Genomic DNA, 19,299 nt, shown 5'->3' on the forward strand with positions numbered 1-19,299 from the left:
AACCTACAAACCCCATCGGGAGGAGAACAGGCCAATGCAACAATACGTTAAGGATTTTATGGTCCCCATTGAGAAGTTCCCCGTCATCCAGTCCAGCGCCACATTCACGGAAGCTGTCATAGCCCTTGAAAAAGCTCAGGAGGCCTTTCTTGCGGGCAGGCAGGAACAGCGCATTCTCCTTGTCAGGGATGATGCGGGTAAAATTGTGGGTAAGCTCACCCCCATTGACATTGTCCGCGGGCTTGAACCGAACTTTGACAAAGTAGTGGATAAGGAAGCGGGTGCCTTTGTTTCCAATGTGAATTACGTCATTGAATCCATGAAACAGCATACCCAGCTCTGGTCAAAACCCATTGATGATCTTTGTGGCAGGGCAACGGACATACGGGTCAGAGATTTCATTAAAGGTACCCCCCGCTCTCAGGTTGTCCCGGCGGATGCCAGTCTCAATGATGCCCTCCATGCCTTTGTTATTTTTGGCCACGATGCCGTTTTTGCCATGGATGGAGCAAAGGTGGCCGGTGTTCTTCGTTTTTCCGATGTGTACCGGGAAATCCAGAGGCAGATTAAAACGTGTGCCGTCTTATGATTTCATTCCTTTGCCGTTTTTTTAATTCACCTATTTTGCATAAGGAGACGGAAGTATGACTGACAACACGCAGGAGCTGAAAAAGCCCGGTCCCAATGAGCTGATTATTGATGAGCATCCGGAAGCGCCCAAACAGTCCGGCATGAGTATTCTCATCAAATGCGCCATCGCCCTTGCCTTGGGTATTTTTGTTTACATCCTTCCCACACCGGACAACCTCTCCCCCGAAGGTCACCGTCTGCTGGCCCTTCTGGTAACGGTTCTTGTTCTCTGGATTTCCGAGGCCATTCCCATCGGTATTACCGCTCTCTGCGTGGGTGCGGGTATGATTGCCTTAAAAATTGTGGGCCGAAACGATGCCTGGACCCCCTATGCCAACCCTGCGGTTATGTTCGTACTCATGATCATCATGTTCGGGGTGGTATTAAACGAAGTGGGGCTTGCCAAACGTATGATGTATCATCTGTTGCGTATTGCCGGTACCAATGTGAAGAAGCTGAGCTTTGTACTGGCTGTTGGCTGTACCATGCTGGCCACCATCCTCCATGATGCCACCGTCACCGTTGTCATGGTCTTTGCCTTTGTCCCCGTATTCATGGCCATGGGTATGAAGCCGGGAGACGGGCACAAACTGCCCAAGTTTTTCCTCATGCTCATTCCCCTTGCCGCTTCTGCAGGCGGGTTCGGCACCATGATCGGCGGGGGCCGCAACCCTCTGGCCGTAGAAATTTTGTTCCGCTATACCCGAGATACCACGGGTGTTGGAAAGGTTGTGGGTTTTGTTGAGTACTTTATTATTCAGTTTCCCCTGAGTCTTTTCACGGGCCTTGCCACATGGGCTGTGGTGTACTTTCTTTTCCGGCCGGAAGAAAAGGAGCTGGTGGGTGTGAAGCTGGAAGATCCCGGCCCCATGGGTACGGCGGAGCTGGGGGTGGCCATTGTCTTCCTCGGTGCCTTTGTGCTCTGGTTTCTTGGTGATATCACGGGCTGGCATGTGAGCGTGGTGGCCGCCATAGCCATGGTGGGTTTTTGTGCGCCGGGCTGGGTATCCTTTAAAACCATCTGTGATAAATTCCCATGGGAATCCTGGATTGTATTTGGTGCCGGTGTTTCTCTGGGTCTCGCACTGTTGAAAACTGGCGCAGGCCAGTACCTTGCGGAAACCTGTCTGCCAATCCTTGAGGGGCAGGGGTCCTTTGTCACCTTCTTTGGTCTGGGCCTTTTCGGTTCTTTCCTTTCCAGCCTCATGAGTAACTCCGCTGCCGTAGCCCTGACCCTGCCCATCACCCTGCCCATGGCGGATATGCTGGGCATGTCACCAACGGCCGTAGCCCTTCTCGCACCCATTACTACGTCTTTTATCATGCTGGTTATCGGGTGCCCGCCCACCATCATTGCCTATAGTTCTGGCTACTTCACCCAGGTAGATTTCATTAAAGTGGCCGTTCCATGGTGCATCTGTCTCCTTGTGATTGCTGTGCTGGGGGTACTGCTTTACTGGCCGATGATTGGAGTCTACTAGCGGATGATGCCAGGCAATGATTGGAAACGATAACAAAAACAACCGGATCTTTGAAAGGTCCGGTTTCAGAAAAGGAGACAGTCTATGGAGCCCATTCGCATCCTTGTGGTGGACGATGAGGTGGATTTTACGGAAATGCTCTGCCTGCGTCTGAAAGAAGTGGGGCATCTGGCCGATGCCGTTCATGATGGTGAGGCCTGTATGTCCATGCTGGATCAGAAGCCCTATGATGTGCTCGTTCTCGATATCCGTATGCCCGGCATGGATGGCCTGCAGGTACTGAGGCAGATCAAGTCGGATCATATCTCAACGGAAGTTATTCTTCTTACGGGGCACGGGTCTACGGAAACCGCCGTGGAGGGCATGAAGCGCGGTGCCTTTGACTATGCGCTGAAACCCTATGAGTTTACGGAGCTTCTGGAAAAAATTCAGGAAGCCAGAGCCGTAAAGAAGGAGCGGGAAGAGCGTATTCGTAAGGCGGAGGAGCGTTCCCGCATGGACAGGCTGGAAAAAAATATACGGTTCTGATGGCCGGGGTCTGTTTCGTGCTGCTTTTCTGAACAGTGGGCACGGCGCACAGCGATGTTTTGTCCTGAAGTAAGGGGGCATGGCTCGGAAGGTAAACGCTGGCCGCCAAAGAAGCTGGTTTGTGGAAAGATGCCATCAGATTTCTGTACCCCTGGTCTTTTTTTGTGCAGAAAAGCGGGAATCATTCCGTTTATCCCTGCAGAATCATCCCCGCCCTCCCTCCAGACAGGGGCGGGGTGGTTCACCCCCGGTCAGGGATCCCTTCAGGATGGGCTTCTCCCCCGGAGCCTTCCCGTTTTTCAGGTGCCGAGTAATCGGCACCTTTTTTTTGGGGCAAAGCCTGCATGGGGCTGTCTGTTTTTTTTTCATGCTGCAAAAAAAACAAACAGAGCATGCCCCTGTTGTGGGAAAGAGTTGATGTTATGGGAGGATGGTTTTGCATGGGAATAAGGGGAAAAAAGTGATTTTTTTCATAAAAACAGAAAAAAAGAGGATGGCCGGTATTGTCCTTGCAAAAAAAACAGAAAATGAACGTTTTTCCGGTAAAAACAGGGGAGGATTCCCTTCCCCCAAATGTATCTTATGGGCAGACCCCGAAAAAGCGGGGCCATAGGTAGGATCCTAAAAAGGAAAGGAGTTTTTCAATGGGTATTCAGGAGGCTCAGGCACCATCGCCCAACCGTGCCATCAGCCACGAGGAGGAACCCTCTGCATCCGGGCAGTCCGGCCGAAGTATTCTCATTAAATGCGCCATAGCCCTTGCTCTGGGAATCTTTGTTTATCTGCTTCCCACACCGGAAAATCTTAGCCCGGAAGGCCACCGCCTGCTGGCTCTTCTGGTCACCATTCTCATTCTCTGGACCACGGAAGCCCTTCCCATTGGTGTCACAGCCCTTTGTGTGGGGGGCGGCATGATAGCGTTGAATATTGTGGGCCGAAACGATGCATGGACTCCCTACGCCAATCCTGCTGTGATGTTTGTTCTTATGATCATTATGTTCGGTGTCATATTGAATGAAGTGGGCCTTGCCAGACGGCTCATGTATCATCTCCTGAAGTTTGCCGGAACCAATGTGAAAAAACTCAGTTTTATTCTGGCTGTGGGCTGCACCCTCACGGCCACCATTCTCCATGATGCCACCGTAACGGTTATTATGGTGTTTGCTTTTGTTCCCGTATTCATGTCCATGGGTATGAGGCCGGGTCAGGGGCATAAACTTCCCAAATTTTTTCTTATGCTTATTCCCATGGCGGCTTCGGCAGGAGGCTTTGGCACCATGATCGGTGGTGGTCGTAACCCTTTGGCCGTGGAAATTCTCTTTCGTTATACGGAGGAAGCCACAGGCGTGGGTAAGGTGATTGGTTTTTTGGAGTATCTTGTGATTCAGATGCCCATCAGCATTTTTACGGCCATTGCCACCTGGGCTGTGGTGTTTTTTCTTTTCCGGCCGGAAGAAAAGGAGCTCAAGGGCATTGAGCTGAACAATCCCGGCCCCATGAGTACGGCGGAACTGGGTGTTACCATTGTTTTTATCCTGACTTTTGTGCTCTGGTTTCTCGGTGATATCACGGGCTGGCATGTGAGTGTGGCGGCCTGTATTGCCATGGTGGGATTCTGCGGACCGGGCTGGGTATCCTTTAAAACCATCTGTGATAAATTTCCATGGGAATCCTGGATTGTTTTTGGAGCGGGCGTTTCGCTGGGCATGGCCATGCTGCAGACAGGAGCTGGTCAGTTTCTTGCGGAAAGTCTTCTGCCCATGCTGGAAGGCAGAAGCAGCTTCACCATATTCTATGGGCTGGGTCTTTTCGGTTCTTTTCTTTCCAGTCTGATGAGCAACTCCGCAGCCGTGGCCCTGACCCTTCCCATAACTCTTCCCATGGCGGATATGCTGGGAATGTCCCCCACGGCCGTGGCTCTGCTGGCACCGGTGACCACTTCTTTCATCATGCTGGTTATCGGATGTCCGCCCACCATCATTGCCTACAGCTCCGGTTATTTCACCCAGGTGGATTTCATCAAGGTGGCCGTACCCTGGTGCCTGATTCTGCTGCTCATATCCGTGGTTGCCGCACTGCTGTACTGGCCCCTCATCGGTATTCATTAGAAAAAAGGGAGATTTCCCATGGGTAAAACAGGTGAAGACGCGATTTCCCCTCTTGATGAACAACAGAAAGGTGATGGGCACGCCGAAACGGTAAAAAGTGAGGCGGATCATCTGTATGAACTGCTCAGGCCCCTTCATCATCTGCCCAGGGGAAAAAACACATGGAACCCTGAACTGATTCACAAATCCTGGTTCTGGCCCCTCAGTGTGGCCATTTTAATGGTACTGTACTATCTCTATCCCCTTTTCTGGGATGTGATTTCAAAAGGTCCATGAAAAGAATTCCCGTTACTTTACACATGGGCAGTTTTTGGCTGCCAAAAAAGGAGAAGCCATGGAGTCCGTACGTATACTTGTGGTGGACGATGAAGAGGATTTCACGGAAATGCTTTGCCTGAGGCTGGAGGAAGCCGGTTTTTCTGCAGAAGCCGTTCACGATGGTCAGGCCTGCCTGAAAAAACTGGATGAGAAACCCTATGATGTTCTGATTCTGGATATACGCATGCCCGGTATGGACGGATTGCAGGTATTACGCCAGATTAAAGCCGATCATATTTTAACGGAGGTGATTCTTCTTACGGGTCATGGATCCGTGGAAACCGCTGTCGAAGGTATGAAGCGGGGAGCCTTTGATTATGCGCTGAAGCCCTATGATTTTGAGGATCTTATGGATAAAATCAAGGAGGCCGGATCCCTGAAATATGAAAGGGAGCATCGTATCCGTAAAGCAGAAGAGCGCTCCCGTTTGGACAGGCTGGAAAAAACAATCCGTTTTTAAGTGTCGCTGTTCCCTGCAGCAAGAAAAGTTTGAAAACAGAACAGGCTGTCTCCAGAGAGACGGCCTGTTCTGTTTCAGGGGCTGGAATACTTATTGCTGGAGGAGTTTCATGCGCTTTTGTCAGCCAAGGCCTATTCGAAAGAAGCATGTTTCAGGCAGGCGGAAAGTTGCTTTCTGATGGTGCGGGAGTGCAGCATCCCTTTTCTGCTGAGCGGAAGGACATGCCATGTTTTCTTTTTCCGGAATAACGGATCGAATTCTTGTGGGTATTGCGGCTTTAAGCCTGATTGCCTTTACCATCGGGGGTATGGCCTTTGTGAATTTTGCCCATGTTCGCAGCCATGCGGACAGGCTTATGCAGGAAAGCCTTCCTCAGTGGGCCATAGCCCATGGAGTACATCAGGAAGTGGCCCAGACGGGTTTTTTCATGCTGCGTTATGTGCTGCATGGAGAGCTGTTTTACTGGGAGGAAGCCATGCTTTCTACGGAGCGCTGTCTTCTTACTCTGGAAAGGGGAAGACAGCTGGCGGAAGATAAAAAACTGCAGCCTTTCAGTCAGCAGCTGCACCGGATGACCCCTGTGCTTTTCGGTTATCAGGAAGCCTTGCACCAGCTGAGGGAAGCCATGGAAACCATTGAGAGCCAGCATGGAGCCGTTCAGGAAGCCTCCCTTGTTTTTATGGAGAACATGGAGGGCTACCTTGCCATGCAGTGGGTCGACATGGGCCGTCAGACAGAGGCTGTTTTTGCCGGTCTTCCCCTTATGAGGGGAGAGCTGGACCTTGCCGGAGAGGAAGAGCTCGCCATTCGCCAGCACCGCCTGCAGGCCGGTATGCGTATTCTGGATATGGGAAGGCAGATTGATGCGGGGTTGTGGCAGGCAGAGCTGAGCCGGAGCAGATCCCAGCAGGAGTTCATCCTGCATCAGATAGGAGAGCTTCAGCAGCACATGGCCGCTCTTGTGATGGTGACACGTCAGCCGCAGAATATGGCGCAGCTTCGGGCGGCCATGGGTTCTCTGGAAGACACGGTGCGCGTTATCCGGGTTCTGGTGAAGGTCAGAGAAGAGGCGGATAAGGTACACCGGGATCACAGCAAAGCTTATGAAACTCTGTCTGATCTGGCAAAGAACATTGCTTCCAAAGCCCATGACAGTGCCATGGACGGAGGAAGCCGTACCCGTGCCATCGCCGAGCGGTTTGTTTTTTTTCTGGTCCCGCTGGCACTGGCAGGGATTGGCATTCTTCTCCTTCTGTATGCTCAGGTGGCCAGCCTGGAACGCCAGACCCTGGAAATGAACCAGATCACGAAGCTCGCAGCCCGGCTTAAAAAAGCAGGCAGTGAACAGGAGGCAACGGCCTGTGTTCTGGAAGCATGCAGACGTATTTTTCCGAAAGATTCTGGAATGCTCATCCTTACGGACCCCTCTGGCAATCCTGTAGTCAGCAGGGGCTGGGGAACAAAAACCGAACCACCCTGCCCTTCGGTAGGGGGCGCAGATCCGGCAAGGAAAGGGGGCTTTTCCATTTTCCTGCCTTCCCACGAGGAACGGAAGGTGTTTCTGGACATACGGTTTCATGCCAGTCTGTTGTTTCCGGGACAGAGACGGGCAGCCCATAAGGCCCTGGCCCGTACGGTGGTGGATCATTTTGCCGCCAGTCTCCATGCCATGTATCTCATGGGCAGGCTGCACAGGGAGTCCATAACCGATGCCCTTACTGGTCTTTATAACCGTCGCTATATGGAAGAAACCCTTCGCCGGGAGTTTTTCCGCTGTGAGCGGAAAGGAAGCTGCCTTTCCCTTCTGCTGCTGGATGCGGACCATTTCAAGAAAGTGAATGATACCCATGGCCATGACGTGGGTGATCGTGTGCTCATTCACCTTGCCCGTCTGCTGAAGGAGGATGTGAGGGCAGAGGATGTGGCATGCCGCATCGGAGGAGAAGAATTTTTGCTGATCATGCCCGGCCTCTGTCCTGAAGCGGCCATGAAACGGGCTGAGGCTATCCGCCGTAAGGTTGCCGCCAGTGTGACATATACGGATGATGGCGAAGGGATAAGCCTGACCGTTTCTCTGGGGCTTGCCGTCTATCCTGAAGATGGAAAATCTCCGGAAGTGTTAATTCAGGCGGCGGACAGAGGGCTTTATGCCGCTAAATCTGCGGGCAGAAACCGGGTTTGCCGCCATCCGCGGGAAAGCGGTTGCGCAAGGGAAAAGAGCACTATGTAAAAAAAGCAGACAGATTTTACCGGAGTCTGTCTCCGGGGTTCCCGTTTTTCGCCCACATTTAGTGGAATACTTATTGCATAAAGGTCAGTACCTTTTCTGATTACCGCTTTGGTCCCGCCATGTTGATCGGAAGTTGAAAAAATGGAACACCCGGGGCAGGTCTTGGCCCTGTTTCCACCGGGACCTTAGGGAGGGGGCCTGCCCTCACTCAGGTCGGAACATGGTATCCATAAAGACCGTGCGTGTTCTCCAGTAACAGAACCGGAGATGGATAACAGTGGCGGAGTCAGAGTGGTACGGATTGCTTTTGGTTGTATTCAGGAACTTTTATGCTGTGCCGCCATGGTGAAAGGAGGCAGGGATGTTGAAAACCATGAAGTTGCGTACCCGGCTCTTTGCAGGATTTGGAATGCTCACGGCTGTTCTTTTGGTGATGAGCCTCGGGGCTGCCATGAATTTAGGTACGATCCGCTCCCAGACAGACAGTCTGATCCATGGAAGCCTTCCCCAGTGGTCACTGGCCAATACCATTTCAGGTCATGTTGCGGAAATCGGATACCAGATGGCCGGATATGAGCTGCACCGGAATGAGCTTTTTTTAAGAAATGCCATGACAGCCTCAGCCTTTTGTATGGAAAAGATACGGGAGGGAAGGAAACAGGCCAAAGAGACGGGGAGCGCATCCTTTGTCAGGCAGATGCAGGATATGGAAACCATTTTGACCCGGTATCAGGAACTGATGCAGCAATCCGCCGCCGCCCTGCGGAGCATAGCCCATCATCATGAGGCTGTGATGGCTTCCGCTCATCTTTTTGTGGAAAATATAAGCGGTTATAACCGTATGCAGAAAGAAGCCATGGTACAGCAGCTTTCCGCAGCTTTTGGTGACAACGGGATGGAGCGGTTCGGCCTGAATCTGGCATCAGGGGAAGAGCTGCAGATTCGTCATGACCGCATTCAGGCGGGCAGCCATATTGTCAGTCGGGGAAATGGGCTTTATTCCTTGCTGTGGCAGGCTGAAACCAACCGCGATGCGACAGCCCTTTCCGCCCTCCTGCCGGAAATCCATGAACTGCACCGGACCATGACAGAACTGGTGAATGTGACACGCCAGCCCCAGAACCTTCAGCAGCTGCGCATGGCCATGGATGCCCTGAATGCCAATGTGGCATCCGTTGAGCATCTGATCCGGCTGCGGCAGGATGCCGTGGAAACGGCCAGAGCCCAGACAGTAGCCTATCAGGAGCTGCTGGGCCGTGCAGGAGCGCTTTCCGCCGAAGCCCACGGGCAGGCCATGGATGGGGGCGACCAGACAAGTCTCATTGTGCGGGGCTCCGTAAGAAATCTTCTGCAGACCGCCGCAGGAGGGCTTGTGCTGGCCATTCTGCTGAGTTTTTTGATCACAAGGGCCATCACAGCTCCCATCCGGACAACGTCTGATCTGCTGAAGAATATCGCCGAGGGAGAAGGAGATCTTACCCGGAGACTGACGGTAAAAACCCGTGATGAAATGGGAGAAATGGCCGAATGGTTCAACCGGTTTGCGGAAAATATCCGAAAAATGGTGCAGCAGATCAGCCATAAGGCGGAAAATCTTAACCTTACGGCAACGGAGCTGAAAGAGCTTTCGGGTATTCTGGATGGAGAATCGGTTCATACCCGGACCCTGTCCAAAAGTACGGAGGCCTCCCTTGCCAGCACCAGCCGCGATATGCAGGATGTGGCGGCGGCCGTATCTCAGGCATCGGGCAACCTGTCTTCCATTGCAGCATCCAGTGAGGAAATGACGGCCAGTATATCCGAAATTGCCCGAAGTGCCGCCAGTGCAAGGGATATTGCCAAGCGGGCAGCCCTGGAGGGTGCCTCGGCCTCAGAGCGCATGATCAGTCTGGGAACCTCTGCCCGCAGCATTGATAAGGTTACGGAAGCCATAGAAGATATTTCCGCCCAGATCAACCTGCTGGCCCTGAATGCCACCATTGAGGCGGCCCGGGCCGGTGAAGCGGGCAAGGGTTTTGCTGTTGTGGCCAATGAAATCAAAGAGCTGGCCCGTCAGACCGGAGATTCCACCCGGGAAATCAAGGCACGCATAGAAGATATTCAGGAGAGCAGCCGAAGCTCCGAGCAGGAAATTATTGGTATTACAAAAATTATCAATGACATTGAAGATATTGTGACCAGCATTGCCGCTGCCGTGGAGGAGCAGGCCTTTACCATGCAGGAGGTGGCCTCCAACATCGGTGAGGCGGCATCGGGTATTTCCGAAGTCAATAAAAAGGTGGGCGGATCCGCAGGGCGAATCAAAGAGGCAAGCATTGAAACCACGGAGGTGGCCCAGGCCGCTTCCCGCATGGAGTCCGGCAGCCATGGCGTGAAAAAAGGTGCGGAAGAACTGGCCGGGCTGGCCGAATCTTTGAGGGTCATGGTGGGGCGTTTTAAAACATCCTGATGTAGCAGGGCGTTCCAGCAGGTGCCAGTCAATGAAATTATCAAGGGCTATGGTCATCATGAATATTGTTCAGCTGGACAGTGGATATTGCTGCGGAGAAGCCCTGAATCTGGATACTATCGAACCCTTTCTCTTTGAGAAGGGGGGGCGGTGGCATGCCCGCCTGGAAGGGCTGACCCTTTCTTCGGTTTTTCAGCCCATTTTCAGTCCTGCCCACCAGCAGTGCGTGGGGATGGAGGCTCTGGTCCGGGTACAGGACAATCTGGGGAATGCCATCTCTCCCCCCCGGCTTTTTGCGGGAAAAAACCGGCAGCGCATTGTACTGGCAGATCGCATCTGCCGCCTGCTTCATGGGAAAAATTATCTTGTTCTCCAGCAGGAGGCTCTCTGGCTTACCCTGAACATTGCCCATGAAGTGGCTGTTCATGGACGCTGTTATGGTCCATTTCTGAAAAATGCTCTGGCCAGTCTTGCCATTCCTCCGGAAAGCATAGTCCTTGAAATTATGGAGCATCCAGTGGGAGATCACCAGTTGCTGGATGCGGCCGTGGATTTTTACCGGAATATGGGTTGTCACATTGCCCTGGATGATTTTGGTGCGGGACGATCTCATTTTGACCGGGTCTGGCGGCTGAATCCCCATATGGTGAAGCTGGACCGCAACCTCATTGCCCATGCAAAAGAAAATCCCCGCATCCGTCATATTTTCCGGGGCATGGTTTCCCTCCTTCAGCAGAGCGGATGTCTTGTTCTTGTGGAAGGGGTGGAGTGCGAGGAAGAGGCGGTGATTGCCCTTCAGGCGGGGGCCGATTTCATTCAGGGCTATTATTTTGCAAGGCCTTCTCCCAGTCCATCCTTTGATTTTGCCGGGTGGGGTCATCTGTACCGGAACTATCACAGAAATATGGCTCTGGCGGAAGAGAGGAATCAGGATCGTTACGCCATTCTTGGAGAGGTTTTCCAAGGGAGTTGTGATGATATTGGTAAGGGGAAGGACTTATGGCAGGCATGCAAAAAACTGCTGGAACACCCTGATGTGCTGCGCTGCTTCTGTCTTACCTCCGAGGGGCATCTTCTGGGAGAGCCCCTGTTTTCCCCCCATGCTGTCAGGTCATCCCCTTCCCTGATGCCGGTGGTTCCGGGCAGGGCAAGGGACAACCGTTTCAGACCTTTTTTACAAAATGCACGGCGGTATCCGGGAAAGACCTGTCGCACGCGGCCCTATCGTTCTTTTTTGCAGGACGGGCTCTGTGTCACCCTGTCCCGGCAGATCCGGGGTGAGGAATCCGGATACGGCATTATTTTCTGCTGTGATATCCGGGAGCCATGGTTTGATTCCGATCCCGGTCTGTCTGCAGGAGGATCCTAAGACATGCCGCCTGTTTACAGATACTCAAATTGTATACGCAGTGTATTTGCCTGAAGTGTCTGGTTTTTCAGATTGAAGGTCGGGAGGCAGACAGTTTTGCGGAGCGTATACTCCCACTGATGGGCCAGCAGGGAGAGGAGCAGTCCATGAAGTCTTTGTCCGGAAGGTCTTCCCAGGATATCTGGTCTGTGGATTGGAAAACCACTGTTTCCTTTATGTCCATGGTCTGTATTGTACTCTGTGTGGGTGTGGCTGGATATGCGGCCGTATTCCTGCTGCATGAATCCTTGTATAATCTTGGAAACAACCGCATCCCGGATTTAAAGGCTCTGGCCGTACTGAATCAGCATCGCATGTCTATACGAGGAGATACCTTTGCCGTAGGCCTTCTTGAAAATATGAGTGAACCAAAGGAAGCCTATGTGACCATAAGGGACAGTCAGCAGCATGCCTGGAAAAATATGGATGAGGCATGGAGCGCCCTCCGGTCCAGCCCCAGGCAGTCGGAAAAGGGAAGGGAGCTGATGAAGCAGGCCGAAGCGGATTACCGTGCATGGCGAAATGTGCATACGCATATGGACAGGGTTCTGCAGCAGCTGGTAGAGTACAAAGATCTGGACCATAAAAATGGGTTACACAGGCAATACAGGGAGCTGACAGCGGAAGTCCTTCCCCTCTCCTGCTCTCTGTCCCTTACGTTGGATGCCCTTACGGACAACAATATTGTCAATATACGGGTCATGGCAGATCACAGTCTTTCCATTGCCCGTATCTTACGTAAGGGAGCGGTGTTTTCCATCCTGCTGGCCACGGGACTGGCCCTGTTTCTTTTTTGGATGAGCCACAGAGCACGCAAGGAGGTGGTGAAACGGCAGTGGCATGCCCATCGAACTTTGGAGCGGAGAAGGGCCAATCTGCAGGCAATTTTTGATACGGCTCCGGTGGGAATGCTGCTGATCAATGACAGCGGTGAGGTCTGCCAGATCAATCCCGTTATTTCAGCCATAACCGGAAGCTCCGGAATGTTCCGGCAGGTGGGAGATTTTTTGCAGTGCGTCCATGCCCTCCCACCGGAACAAGGGTGCGGAAATAAAAACCATGGTCCCTGCAGTCAGTGTCGTATTCGCGCGTCCTTTGAATGTGCCCTTTCTACAGGCAGGGAAGTGCGGGGAGTGGAAAGTGCCCATGTGCTTGTTGTTCATGGCAGGACCCGGAACTTTTTCTTTCAGGTCAGTGCGGCCTCCCTTGTTCTGGCAGAACGGCATCATGTCCTCATTTCCCTGTTTGATATTACGGCCCACAAGGAAGCAGAGGCCGAACTCAGAAGCAGTAATGTCATGCTGGAAAAAACCATGGCCCATGCGGAGGTTATGGCCCGGAAAGCGGATGAGGCGAACAGGTCCAAAAGTACCTTTCTGGCCAATATGAGTCACGAAATCCGTACTCCCATGAATGCGATCATGGGCCTGACGGATCTTTGTCTCCGGACCGATCTTTTTCCTGTTCAGAGAAATTATGTGGATAGAATTCAGGATGCGGCCCAATCCCTCATGGGGCTTCTCAATGATATTCTGGATATATCCAAAATGGAGGCGGGTGAGCTTCGTCTGGAGACCATACCTTTTAACCTTGATGATGTTTTGGAAAAGCTGCGCAGTCTCTTTGCCGGTGCAGCCAAACAGAAAGGGGTTGAGCTGCTGTTCTGGAGGCATGTGGATACACCCTGTAACCTCATGGGGGATCCCCTTCGTCTTGGTCAGGTGCTGACCAATCTTGTGAGCAATGCCATCAAATTTACCAAAATGGGCGAAGTGCTGATCCGTATCGAATGCCCATGGCGGAGTCCCCACAGTGCCACCCTTCTTTTTGTGGTAAGGGATACGGGGGTCGGAATGAGCGATGAGCAGGCGGCTCATATTTTTGAACCTTTTTCCCAGGCCGATGCCAGCATCACCCGGACATACGGTGGAACAGGGCTGGGACTGAGTATTGTTCGCCAGCTGGTTCAGCTTATGGGGGGGCAGATCCGCTTGGAAACCCTGAACGGGGAAGGTTCTTCCTTTGTCATTACCTGTGAATTCCCGGTGCAGAAAGGGGAAGGGGTTGCCCTCTGCCCTCCTCTGTATCTTCAGGGGCTGAAGGTTCTTGTTGCCGATGATAACCCGACGGCAAGGAGCATTTTTCGTCAGTATCTGGAAGCCCTCCGCTTTGAGGTGCAGGTGGCGGACTCGGGAGAAGAAGTGCTGTCCATTCTTTATGGCAGGATGAATCCCTTTCATCTGATTATTCTGGATTACCGCATGCCTGGTTTGAACGGCCTCGAAACAGCTGAAAAAATAATGGAAAGTCTTTCGGATGAAAGCCCTGCACCTCTTATTTTTCTTTCTTCGGCTTTTGTCGGGCAGGAGATTCTCACCCATGCCATGGATAAGGGGGTAGCCGCTTTTATTGAAAAGCCCGTGACTCCCTCCTATCTTCTGGATGTTTTTCTGGAAAATATTGGGCCGGAGGAGAAATCCCGGTTTTTTTCGAGGCGGAGATCCGGTTATAAAACGGAAAACTATACCTTTCTGAAGGGCTTTCGCATTCTTCTGGTGGACGATAATGAGGTGAATCGTTTTGTGGCGGGGGAACTTCTGGGCCAGTCCGGAGTGCTGGTGGATCTGGCGGAAAATGGCAGGCAGGCCGTAGACATTATCGCCGCCCATCCGCCGGACTATTATTTTTGTGTACTGATGGATGTACAGATGCCCGTTCTTGATGGGTATGAGGCCACACGTATCATACGGAAGGACCCGAAGTTCCGGTTTCTTCCCATTCTCGCCCTTACGGCCAATGCCATGATGGATGACAGGGAAATGGCCATGAAAGCGGGTATGAATGACTATATTGTCAAACCCATACAGCCCGGAGATCTGTTTTCCTGTCTCAGCCGATGGCTACCTTCGGCTTCCCGTGCTTCATTCCGGACGGAAGGGCAGGGCTTCTGACCTGACAACCCGCCTTGCAGCCTGCAAACCCTGCGGACAGTTTCAGGAGTTCCGTTTTGCTAAAAGCCCTTTTTTTTCTGCAAAATCAAGCCATCTTCCGGTGGCACCTCCTTTGCAAAAGTCAAAAGATAGTCGGAGCCTTTTCGGGTTTCACGGAGAAAAAGGGTGTCATTTATTTTGACACGCTGTAAAGCCCCCGGGCTGTTTATGATCGTCATGCTGTAAATAAAACCGTCACTCCCTTTTCCAGACAACACGAAGTAAACGGTTTTTCCGCAAAAACCCCAAAAAATGAAGCCCCGGCCCCGTACTTGCAAATCGAAAACCAGGATTTTTATCAGAAAAGGGGGATGTTCTGCCCCTACAGGAAGGAAAAGCCATGGCCCCATGCCTTTATGTGCTTTTTGCGGACCCCAACCCACACATATGCCAGCTGTTGCAGCGGGAGCTTCGCATGCTTCCCTGCAGGGCTCAGGCCTTCTGTACGGGCCATGCACTGATGGATAGAATACAGCAGGACGTGAAAAAAGGAGCTTTGCCCGATCTGGTAGTGGTGGATCCGGATCTGGCCGACATACGAAGGGAGGATCTTTTGGCTGCCTTGCATATGCAGCTTCCGGCCACACCGCTGATTCTTCATTCCCTCCATGCCGAACAGCGGCACAGCAGGGAGATGGCCTTGCCGCCCCTTTTGATTTTTATGGAAAAAAACAGCAGCAGCCATATCCGTATTCGAAGACTCATTGAAACCCGTATCCAAAGGCAGGGGGAAGAGAATGGCCGATAAAAAAAAGATCCGTCCGGCAGAGTTTGTTCCCCTTCCTTCCATACAGGGAGACTATATGAAAGATCAGGACGCCTACTCCCGTCTTGCCCGCCGCATGGTGATCACTGCTCTTTTGATCAGCCTTGCTCCCGTTCTTCTGGTTCTATCCATAACACTGAATCGGTATGATACCACAACCAGAGAAAAAATATTTAATAATCTCAGTGCAATAGTGGACCATAACCGCAAGGAGATTGATGCCTTTCTCCGGGAAAAAACTTCCAACCTTCAAAGTCTTGTGCTGTTTTCTCCGCCCGAAGATCTGCAGCAGCCCGCCATACTGGAAGCCCATCTTCGCAGGCTGCGCAGGGTATACGGTCCTGTATTTGAAGATCTGGGTCTGGTGGATGCGGAAGGCAGGCTTGTGAGTTATGCGGGTCCTTTTCGTTTGGGAGCTGCGGATTACAGCAAGGCCGAGTGGTTTCAGGAGCTGAAGGATAAACCTCAGGCTGTGAGCGATGTTTTTCTGGGACTCCGGGGCATGCCCCATTTTATTGTGATGGTCAGGGCCGATGACAGGGATGGAAATTCATGGATTCTTCGGGCCACCATAGATTTTGAAGCCTTCAATATCATGGTGCGGAATCTGCAGATAGGGGAGAGAGGTTTTGTCTGTATCCTTAATCGGCAGGGGGAGTTGCAGACACGACCCCTTCAGGATATCGGTCCCCATACCCAAGTGTACCAGAAGTTACTGCGTACCCGTTCCGGAGACTCACTGATTTTTCATCAGGCACGGGATAAAAACGGGCAGAAGCAGATCTATGTAGCCGGATTTCTTAAAAACGGGGATTGGATGCTGATTTCCCAGCAGCCCGAATCCGAGGCCTTTTCTGATCTGATTAAAACGAGAAAACTCGGTATTTTTCTTTTCCTTGGCTGTGCTCTGGTGATTGCCTTTCTGGCGGTACGTTTTTCCAGGAAGCTGGTTCATACCCTTCAGAGAAAAGAAACGGAGAAACAGCTGATGAACCGTCAGGTCATTGAGACGGGAAAGCTGGCTTCCGTGGGTGAGCTTGCGGCGGGTATCGCCCATGAAATCAATAATCCTGTGGCCATCATGGTGGAAGAGGCGGGATGGATGGATGATCTGCTGGCGGATGAAGATCCCGAAGCAGTCAAAAGCATGAAGGAGTTCAAGACATCTTTGGCGCAGATCCGTACCCAGGGCCAGCGTTGCAAGGAAATTACCCGTAAGCTTTTAACTTTTGCGAGAAAATCCGAGTCCACCATCGAGCCTCTGCAGATCAATGATATGATCCGGGAAGTGCTTCCTCTTTGTGAACCCCGGGCGCGGTACGCTCAGGTTACCATGGAAACCCGACTGGTGCCGGATCTTCGAAAGGTGATGGCTTCCAGAACGGAGGTGCAGCAGGTTGTTCTGAACCTTGCCAATAATGCCATTGATGCCATGGAAAATGAGGGCGGTACCCTTTTGATTGAAACCCTGGCCCATGATGATTTTCTGGAAATTCTCATCCATGATACCGGCCCCGGTATTCCGGAGGCCAATCTGAAACGCATTTTTGATCCCTTTTTCACCACCAAGCCCGTGGGCAAAGGAACGGGTCTGGGGCTTTCCATCTGTTACGGTATTATTTCGGGTATGGGAGGGAAGCTGGAGGTGGAGAGCATGATGGGAGCGGGTGCTACTTTCCGGATTCTTCTGCCCACCCTTGCGGTTTCTACCGATGGAGAAGGTGAGGAAGCAGATAAGGTGAAGGGATAAACGGGGAACGAAAATTTTTTTTAAAGACAGTGTGCAGAAAGGCCGTTCAATTATAATGCAAACCATAAGGAGCCGATGATGGCAAAACGAAAAGTACTTCTGGTGGATGATGAAACCGGTTTTGTGGAGACCCTTTCCAAAAGACTCGAAAAGAGGGATTTCCGCCTGGATGCCGCTTTTTCAGGCAGTGAAGCTCTCGCGAAGCTGGCGGAGAATTCCTGGGTGGATGTGGTCATTCTGGATGTGAAAATGCCCGGTATGGACGGTATTGAAACCCTGGCTCGCATCAAACAGACCTATCCTCTGGTGGAAGTCATCATGCTCACGGGGCATGCCACGGTGGAGTCTGCCATTGACGGCATGAAGCAGGGTGCTTTTGATTATCTGATGAAACCCTGTGACATTGATGTGCTCACCGCCAAGGTAGATGAGGCTGCCATGCGCAAGCATATGCAGGAAGAAAAAATTGTGAATGCAAAAGCCATGGAAATTGCCAACCGAAGGGGGGACTGATGATCAAAAACTGCCGCCTTCTCCTTGTGGATGATGAGACCGGCTATGTTCGTGTTCTGGGAAATCGTCTTGAAAAAAGGGGTTTTTCCGTTCTTCGGGCCACAAGCGGTACGGATGCCGTTCGCCTTTTACGCAAGGACAGGGCAGATGTGGCTATTCTGGATCTGAAGATGGAAGATATGGACGGCATAGAGGTGTTGAAGATTTTCAGGAGAATGGCACCGGAAACGTCGGTCATCATGCTCACGGGCCATGGCAGTGAAGAGGCCAGGAAGGAGGCCCTGGCTGCGGGGGCCTCCGACTACCTTACCAAACCCTGCGAGCTGGATGTTATGTTGGAATCCATATCCAGGTCTCTTCCTGAAGGGTAATACAGGGCGGTCGTTTGTCTGTTGCGCTTTGGCCGGGCTTGAAAAAAGAGAACGTTGCGTTTTACCATCCAGTGAGGAATTTTCCATGCCCAATACCGGAAGACGCTACCATGATATAGCCATTATATTGGTGGATGATGAGAAGGCTTTTCGGGAAGCTCTGGCCAGAAGACTGGAAAAACGGGAGCTGAGGGTGTATCCCCTGGCCTCTGCCAGGGAGACACTGCAAGTTCTGGAAAAGGAAAGTATCGATGTGGTGGTTTCCGATATCCGGATGCCGGAGGAAGACGGACTGACCCTCATGACCCGCATACGGGAGCGGTATCCCGATCTGGAGGTGATTCTCCTCACAGGGCAGGGAGATATCCGTGAAGGTGTGGAGGGTATTCGTGCGGGAGCCTTTGATTATATCACCAAGCCTGTGGAAATCGAGCACATCGAAAGTAAAATTTTTCAGGCCGCCGCCGCCGTGCGCAGGCGCAGGGAAAGGCGGATGGAAGGAGAAGTCCGCAAGGAGCTGGAAGAAAGGGCTCTTCAGGCGGAAAAGCTGGCAACGGTGGGAACCCTGGCAACGGGTGTTGCCCATGAAATCAATAACCCTCTGGCTATTATCAACGAGGCGGCCGGATGGGTAGGGCAGGTTCTGGACAGGCCATCCATGCAGAATCTGCCGGAAAGTGCCAGTCTGCGCCGGGCAGCGGAGGTGATCCAGACCGCGGTACAGAGGGCACGGCGCATCACCCATCAGCTTCTTGGGATGGTCCGCAGGGAATCGGAGCCGCCAAGGCCCTGTGCCATGCCGGAGTTCCTTGAGGAAGTGGCGGCGCTTAGCCGTACCATCCATCCGGAAAGTGAAGTGTCCATATCCGTGGAAGAGGGGGCCGTGCTTACCCTTTTCACCGATCCCCACAGGCTTCGCCAGATTCTGATCAATCTGGTGGAAAATGCCATACAGGCCATGCCCAAAGGGGGAGGAATCACGCTTTCAGCCACTTCTGAAGAAGAAGGGCTGGTTTTTATCAAGGTAAAGGATACGGGTCCGGGAATTCCCGAAACCGTAAAAAAACGGATTTTTGATCCTTTTTATACCACAAAACCTCAGGGCAAAGGAACGGGGCTGGGGCTTTATCTCTGCAGAGATCTGGCCCGGCAGCTGGGCGGCGATCTGGTGGTTGTCAGTCGTACGGGGGAAGGAGCCTGTTTTACCCTGACCCTGCCAAGGGCCATGCCCAATGGCACTGGCACATGACGAATGCCCGCAAAAAAAAACTGAACGTATACATAATAAGTTTCCGGC

At 52.3% G+C, this 19,299-nt stretch carries 15 protein-coding genes; all 15 read left to right on the plus strand.

Translation table 11 applies throughout. From position 1 onward, the window contains the following. The first annotated feature begins 34 nt into the window (after positions 1–34). Positions 35–589 carry a CBS domain-containing protein gene (locus tag OOT00_RS08315; RefSeq protein ID WP_265424857.1) on the plus strand — a complete coding sequence of 185 codons (555 nt, stop codon included), beginning with the start codon at positions 35–37 and terminating at the stop codon, positions 587–589. 55 nt (positions 590–644) lie between these two features. Continuing rightward, positions 645–2,111 carry an SLC13 family permease gene (locus OOT00_RS08320; RefSeq protein WP_265424858.1) on the plus strand — a complete coding sequence of 489 codons (1,467 nt, stop codon included), beginning with the start codon at positions 645–647 and terminating at the stop codon, positions 2,109–2,111. Positions 2,112–2,195: 84 nt separating this feature from the next. Then, complete coding sequence (locus tag OOT00_RS08325; RefSeq protein ID WP_265424859.1) at positions 2,196–2,639, plus strand: response regulator; 444 nt, start codon at positions 2,196–2,198, stop codon at positions 2,637–2,639. 644 nt (positions 2,640–3,283) lie between these two features. Continuing rightward, positions 3,284–4,747, plus strand: coding sequence for an SLC13 family permease (locus OOT00_RS08330; protein WP_265424860.1), 1,464 nt, complete (start codon positions 3,284–3,286; stop codon positions 4,745–4,747). Positions 4,748–4,765: 18 nt separating this feature from the next. Further along, the gene (locus OOT00_RS08335) at positions 4,766–5,023 is read left to right on the plus strand and encodes a hypothetical protein (RefSeq protein ID WP_265424861.1); all 258 of its coding nucleotides are present in this window, start codon (positions 4,766–4,768) and stop codon (positions 5,021–5,023) included. A 58-nt stretch (positions 5,024–5,081) separates the two neighbouring features. Continuing rightward, on the plus strand, positions 5,082–5,525 hold the full coding sequence (locus OOT00_RS08340) for a response regulator (RefSeq protein ID WP_265424862.1): 444 nt from the start codon (positions 5,082–5,084) through the stop codon (positions 5,523–5,525). A gap of 226 nt (positions 5,526–5,751) precedes the next feature. Then, the gene (locus tag OOT00_RS16545; RefSeq protein ID WP_265424863.1) at positions 5,752–7,755 is read left to right on the plus strand and encodes a GGDEF domain-containing protein; all 2,004 of its coding nucleotides are present in this window, start codon (positions 5,752–5,754) and stop codon (positions 7,753–7,755) included. Between the two features lie 361 nt (positions 7,756–8,116). Then, positions 8,117–10,204, plus strand: coding sequence for a methyl-accepting chemotaxis protein (locus OOT00_RS08350; protein ID WP_265424864.1), 2,088 nt, complete (start codon positions 8,117–8,119; stop codon positions 10,202–10,204). Between the two features lie 31 nt (positions 10,205–10,235). Further along, the gene (locus OOT00_RS08355) at positions 10,236–11,573 is read left to right on the plus strand and encodes an EAL domain-containing protein (protein ID WP_265424865.1); all 1,338 of its coding nucleotides are present in this window, start codon (positions 10,236–10,238) and stop codon (positions 11,571–11,573) included. Between the two features lie 146 nt (positions 11,574–11,719). Further along, positions 11,720–14,563: a response regulator gene (locus OOT00_RS08360; RefSeq protein WP_265424866.1), complete on the plus strand. Its 2,844-nt coding sequence runs from the start codon at positions 11,720–11,722 to the stop codon at positions 14,561–14,563. Between the two features lie 379 nt (positions 14,564–14,942). Then, entirely contained in the window at positions 14,943–15,350 is a 408-nt protein-coding gene (locus tag OOT00_RS08365) for a hypothetical protein (RefSeq protein WP_265424867.1), read from the plus strand. Next, positions 15,340–17,118 (plus strand): sensor histidine kinase, encoded by a 1,779-nt coding sequence (locus OOT00_RS08370; protein ID WP_265424868.1) that lies wholly within the window; start codon positions 15,340–15,342, stop codon positions 17,116–17,118. Before OOT00_RS08365 ends, OOT00_RS08370 begins: the two co-directional genes overlap by 11 nt. Positions 17,119–17,196: 78 nt before the next feature. Beyond that, positions 17,197–17,631 carry a response regulator gene (locus OOT00_RS08375; protein ID WP_265424990.1) on the plus strand — a complete coding sequence of 145 codons (435 nt, stop codon included), beginning with the start codon at positions 17,197–17,199 and terminating at the stop codon, positions 17,629–17,631. Continuing rightward, positions 17,631–18,002, plus strand: coding sequence for a response regulator (locus tag OOT00_RS08380; protein WP_265424870.1), 372 nt, complete (start codon positions 17,631–17,633; stop codon positions 18,000–18,002). Before OOT00_RS08375 ends, OOT00_RS08380 begins: the two co-directional genes overlap by 1 nt. Before the next feature lie 85 nt (positions 18,003–18,087). Then, entirely contained in the window at positions 18,088–19,251 is a 1,164-nt protein-coding gene (locus OOT00_RS08385; protein ID WP_265424871.1) for a sensor histidine kinase, read from the plus strand. Positions 19,252–19,299 lie beyond the last annotated feature (48 nt).

The sequence above is a fragment of the Desulfobotulus pelophilus genome (assembly GCF_026155325.1).
GTDB lineage: Bacteria > Desulfobacterota > Desulfobacteria > Desulfobacterales > ASO4-4 > Desulfobotulus > Desulfobotulus pelophilus.